7 protein-coding genes are annotated in these 4,886 nt (G+C 43.4%); 3 read left to right on the forward strand and 4 right to left on the reverse strand.

What is annotated here, in order from left to right; translation table 11 throughout:
* Both ytpR and pheS read right to left on the reverse strand, forming a co-directional pair.
* Window positions 1-451 (reverse strand): YtpR family tRNA-binding protein (ytpR, locus tag Q0236_RS00260; protein WP_367274719.1); only part of this gene is annotated, 451 nt, incomplete at its 3' end.
* The gene (pheS, locus tag Q0236_RS00265) at window positions 448-1,443 is read right to left on the reverse strand and encodes a phenylalanine--tRNA ligase subunit alpha (RefSeq protein ID WP_297913640.1); all 996 of its coding nucleotides are present in this window, start codon (window positions 1,441-1,443) and stop codon (window positions 448-450) included. The genes pheS and ytpR, both read right to left, overlap by 4 nt.
* Window positions 1,444-1,572: 129 nt before the next feature.
* Here pheS and Q0236_RS00270 point away from each other — a divergent pair, with 129 nt between their 5' ends.
* Complete coding sequence (locus tag Q0236_RS00270) at window positions 1,573-1,929, forward strand: histidine triad nucleotide-binding protein (protein WP_297881238.1); 357 nt, start codon at window positions 1,573-1,575, stop codon at window positions 1,927-1,929.
* A gap of 530 nt (window positions 1,930-2,459) precedes the next feature.
* On the opposite strand, the gene Q0236_RS00275 is transcribed toward Q0236_RS00270, so the two are convergent.
* The gene (locus Q0236_RS00275) at window positions 2,460-2,903 is read right to left on the reverse strand and encodes a DNA starvation/stationary phase protection protein (RefSeq protein WP_297913643.1); all 444 of its coding nucleotides are present in this window, start codon (window positions 2,901-2,903) and stop codon (window positions 2,460-2,462) included.
* Between the two features lie 165 nt (window positions 2,904-3,068).
* Between Q0236_RS00275 and Q0236_RS00280 the strand changes: the two genes are divergently transcribed.
* On the forward strand, window positions 3,069-3,989 hold the full coding sequence (locus tag Q0236_RS00280) for a M23 family metallopeptidase (protein WP_314521096.1): 921 nt from the start codon (window positions 3,069-3,071) through the stop codon (window positions 3,987-3,989).
* On the forward strand, window positions 3,941-4,357 hold the full coding sequence (locus Q0236_RS00285) for a polymer-forming cytoskeletal protein (protein WP_297883182.1): 417 nt from the start codon (window positions 3,941-3,943) through the stop codon (window positions 4,355-4,357). The genes Q0236_RS00280 and Q0236_RS00285 overlap by 49 nt, the downstream gene beginning before the upstream one ends.
* A gap of 266 nt (window positions 4,358-4,623) precedes the next feature.
* On the opposite strand, the gene Q0236_RS00290 is transcribed toward Q0236_RS00285, so the two are convergent.
* Window positions 4,624-4,886, reverse strand: a 263-nt coding sequence (locus Q0236_RS00290) for a hypothetical protein (protein WP_297913646.1), incomplete at its 5' end; no start/stop codon positions are given.

Genomic DNA, 4,886 nt, shown 5'->3' on the forward strand with positions numbered 1-4,886 from the left:
CCTGATACTCGGCGAAGGAAATGCCCACGGGCGCGTCTTCGGGAAGGATCATGATGCCCGTATGGTCGCTGCCGAAGCCGAGCTCGCGCGCGGAGCAGTTCATGCCGCACGACGCCACACCCCGCAGCTTCGATTTCTTGATCTTGATGCCGCCGGGAAGCTCGGCGCCCACGAGCGCCACGACGACATGGTCGCCCGCGTTGAAATTCTGCGCGCCGCAGACGATCTGCAGGCTCTGACTGCCGACATCCACCTCGCAGACGTTTAGATGATCGGAGTTTTCGTGGCGATGTTTGCTTTTTACGAGCCCTACTACGACGCCTTTAGGAAGCGAAATTTTATCGTGAGCGTCAACCTCAAGACCGATGGAATTTAGCGTAGAAAGCAGCCTTTCGCTTGAAATTTCGCTTATGTCGATCCACTCTTGCAACCAATTTCTCGTTATTATCATTTAAACTGCTCCAATAATCTAATATCGCCTTCAAATAGCGAGCGCAGATCGGGGATACCGTGCAGCAGCATCGCGAAACGCTCGACACCGAGCCCGAATGCGTATCCACTGACGTTTTTCCAGCCCACCGTTTTAAAGACGTTAGGATCGACCACGCCGCTGCCTAGCACCTCGAGCCAGCCCGTCTGCTTACAGACGCGGCATCCCTCGCCGTGGCAGAAAATACAGCTGATATCGACCTCGGTGCTTGGCTCCGTAAACGGAAAGAAGCTCGGGCGGAAGCGCACCTTTACGTCTCCAAACATATAGCGCAAAAATTCCTCTAAAACGTATTTTAAATTTGCGAAGCTCACGCGGTCTCCCTGCTCGACTACGAGGCCTTCTACTTGATGAAACATCGGCGTGTGGGTTAGATCCATATCGCGGCGAAATACCGCGCCGGGGGCGATCATGCGCACCGGCGGAGCTTTAAATTTCTCCATCGTGCGGATCTGAACGCCGCTGGTATGCGTGCGCAGTAGCCGCCCGTCATTTAGATAAAACGTATCTTGCATATCGCGTGCCGGGTGGTATTTGGGTAAATTTAGCGCTTCAAAATTATGGAAGTCGTCCTCGATGAGCGGGCCGCTTTCGACGCTGAAATTTTGCGCGATGAAGTAGTCTATGATCTTATCCATCGTCTCCATCACGGGGTGCAGCGCGCCGCAGCTTACGTTTTCGTTAAAAAGCGTGACGTCGCTTGCTTCATTTTTCATCGCCTCTTTTTGCTCCGCCTCTTCCAGGCTCGCCCTTTTTGCGGCGATGAGCTCGCTGAAATAATCGCGCTTTTCATTCGCACTTACGGCAAGCTCTTTTTTCTGCTCGGGCGCTGCGGATTTGAGCTCGGAAAAAAGCGCCGTTATGATGCCTTTTTTGCCGAAAAGCTCCAAGCGCACGGCCTCCAGCTCGCTTAGGCTCGATGCGGCGTCGATTTTTGCTTTAATCTCTTGCAAATTCTATCCTTGTGGTTAAATTAATGGCGCGATTGTAGTTAAAATTTGATAAAAGCTAGGTAAATTTGCGTGTTTGGATTTTTTGGCTATAATCGCGGCTAAATTTCAACCCTCATAAAAGGATCTAAAATGAACGTATTCGAAAAGATTGTAAACGGCGAAATCCCGTGCAACAAAGTGCTAGAGAACGATGAATTTTTGGCCTTCCACGACATCAACCCAAAAGCGCCGATCCATATCCTGGCGATCCCTAAAAAATGCTACGAAAACTTTCAAGTAACACCGCCTGAAGTGATGAGCAAAATGAGCGCTTTTATCCAAGAAGTAACTCGCAAAATGGGGCTTGATAAGAGCGGATACCGTCTCGTTTGCAACTGTGGCGAAAATGGGGGTCAGGAGGTGATGCATCTGCACTTTCATATCCTGGGCGGAATGAAGCTGCCGTGGGACCATGTCAGTGACCGCAATACCGAAGAGAATTTTTAAGACTAGAGCTTAATTCTATAAGAACTAAAATTCCGTGAAATTATAAAATTTTACGGAATTTGCGAGATTCTTTGAAATTTTTAAAATTCCGCTTCATTTATAAACACCGAAGTTTTAAAAATAATCAAAATAGTAAAACTACAAGCTAAAATTTATCATCAGACGCTAAAAAGAAATATAAATATCTTTTAGCAAATGCCACTCTTTAGCTACAAAGCCTTAGCTCTTAGAATTTTTACGGCTATGAAATTTGAAATCGACAAGAAATTTTAACGACACGACAAAATTTTAAATTAGACCGAGCTTTACAAAAAGAGTTGTGTTTTTACATGGCGAATGAGTTAAATTTCGATGATATGAAATTTAAAACCTACATGAATTTTACTTTTAATGAGCGATTCTACTTCAGTTTTCAAGCAAAATTTAAAATTTTAGCGCGAAATTATAATCTTAGAATTTTGAAAATTTAAATAGTAGATTTAAGTTTTAGGGGCATATGCCCCTAAAAATTTTGAAAGGATTTGCGAGGATTATTTGCTTAGCATTGAGCTTAGCATCCATAGGCGTTTTTCATAATCGCCATAGTGATCCTGCGCGATATTTGAAGTCGTATCGTCGCCCTCTGCTTCGGCTACCTCTTGAAGCTTTTTAAACTCTTCTACTAAATACTCGTAGGCTTTTTTGACGTTCTCAAGTACTTCGGTTACGCCATAGCTGTCCTTTACACTAATCGGAGCATCTTTTGAAAGCTCAATTAGATCCTTAGCTTTAGTTACAGCCTTACCACCTATTTGAAGCACGCGCTCAGCCATATCGTCGAAAAGCTCGCCCATCTCATCGTAGGCCTCCTCGGTGTAAGCGTGAACTTGCGCGAATTGCAAGCCCTTAACATTCCAGTGATAATCGTGGAATGCAACAAAGAACGCATGAGCGTCCGCCTGAAGTTTGTTTAGTTGTTTTACTGTTTTTGACATTGTGTCTCCTTTATTTAAAATTGCTGTAATTATAGCAAGATTTGCTTAAATTATAATTATACTAAGTAATAAATTTTATCTTTTAGTGAAATTTTGAAATTAAATGGCTTTTAAATTTATCTACAATTTTTTTGAAATTTCAGCTATGCTGCATTATAATGCCGCATTATGAAAAACAAATTTATGATAACCATAACCGACCTTAACGGCTCTAGGAATTTTTTGCTTTCGCAAATCATCAAAAAGATCGCGTTATATTTGGTACTATTTGTTTTTACCGTTTTCATCACGGGTGCGCTGTATATCAGGTATTTGGGATCAAAAATCGACAGCCTTTCGCGAACCAAAACCGAGCTTAACGAGCTAAATCAAAAACTTCGCGACGGTATCGCGGCAAGTCAGATGGAATTTGAAGCCATCGAGGGTAAAATTTCGGATTTGGAGCATCAGTTTGGGCTCGATCCTGAGGAGGATGAGCGCGCGATCGACCGCTTATCTCACATCAAGCCCACTTCCGAACAAGAGATTAAAGAGCGCGCGCAAAAGATCATCAACGAAAAATTCTCCGACGCGCTGATAAAAGAAATTTTTATGCAGATTCCAAATGGCAGGGTCATGCGCACTCATCAGCTCAGCGAGAAATTCGGCTGGCGCAACCATCCCATCTTAAAGCGCAAGCAGTTTCACCCAGGCGTTGATCTACGTACGCCGCCTAAAACGCCTATCTACGCGCCTGCAGACGGTATCATCCAATACAGCGGCGCGGGCGCTACTGGCTATGGTAATCTAGTCGAGATCCGCCATAACTACGGCTTTACGACACGATATGCGCATTTGGATTCAAATTTAACTCGCAAAGTAGGCGAGTTTGTAAACAAAGGCGATCTCATCGCTTTTAGCGGTAACACCGGGCTTAGTACCGGACCTCATCTGCACTACGAGATTAGATTTTTGCAGCTGCCACTAGATCCGCTAAATTTCATCAACTGGAACGAAAAAAATTACAAAGAAATTTTTACTAAGGAGGAAGATGTCCCATGGCAATCTTTAATAAAGGCGATGCAAACACCGCTCAAACAACAATAATCTCGTCAGGCACGCTCATCAAAGGAGAGCTACACCTGTCGTGCATTTTGCATATCGACGGCAATGTCGAAGGCGACGTGATCTCCGATAATACTGTCGTCATCGGTAAAAATGGTACCGCGCGCGGCTCGATCAGGGCCAAACATATCGTAATCAGCGGCAAATTTTTCGGCAATATCGAAGCCGAGCTCGTCGAGCTACTAGGCGGCGGCGTACTCGTAGGCGACGTGCTATCACAAAGCTTCGGCATCGAAGTCGGCGCAAAATTTAATGGAAAAAGCGCGGTAAGCGGCAGCGATCAAGCCCTAGTCATCGACGGCAGCGCAAGCGAAGACGTCAAGCTCATCGACAAAGCTCTAGGCGAATAAATCGCGCACATTTGGAATTCTTGGGATTTTAAAGGCTTTGAAACTCGCAAAATTTCGGAATTTAAAAGCCTAAAAAATTCCCATACTTTGAAATTTTTGAATTTGAAATTTTAAAAATTCTGAATATTTTAAAATTTTCTAAATATGGAATTTATACAAAATTTACTGCAAAAAAAACGCAAATTTTAAAATTAAATTTAAAAGCGTAACGAGATCGTTTACAATTTTAACCTCATCGTCGCGCCTGCTTTAAAAATTTGGCGACGTTATTTTTTAGAATCTTTCGAGTTAATCATAAATTTATCAATCAAAATAGCTAGCACTACAAATATAATCACGAATGCGATTACATAGGTAATTTTAAGTTGATCTACTCCTTTCTCAAAAGCGAGAAAATCTACAACAAAAGATGGATTATAAAAATTTCCAAACAGGGAGGCTAGCGTATCGATGCTATTCATATAAAAACCAGCTCCAAAAAAAGCAGCCACAAGTGCAATAATAATACCCATCAACCTTTTAGCGTTAG

The organism is uncultured Campylobacter sp. (genome assembly GCF_938031315.1).
GTDB lineage: Bacteria > Campylobacterota > Campylobacteria > Campylobacterales > Campylobacteraceae > Campylobacter_B.

What these genes read in the sequence shown, in the direction of transcription:
- Q0236_RS00275 (WP_297913643.1), bottom strand. Translation starts at nt 2,903, where the DNA reads ATGTCAAAAACAGTAAAACAACTAAACAAACTTCAGGCGGACGCTCAT.
- Q0236_RS00285 (WP_297883182.1), top strand. Translation starts at nt 3,941, where the DNA reads ATGGCAATCTTTAATAAAGGCGATGCAAACACCGCTCAAACAACAATA.
- Q0236_RS00270 (WP_297881238.1), top strand. Translation starts at nt 1,573, where the DNA reads ATGAACGTATTCGAAAAGATTGTAAACGGCGAAATCCCGTGCAACAAA.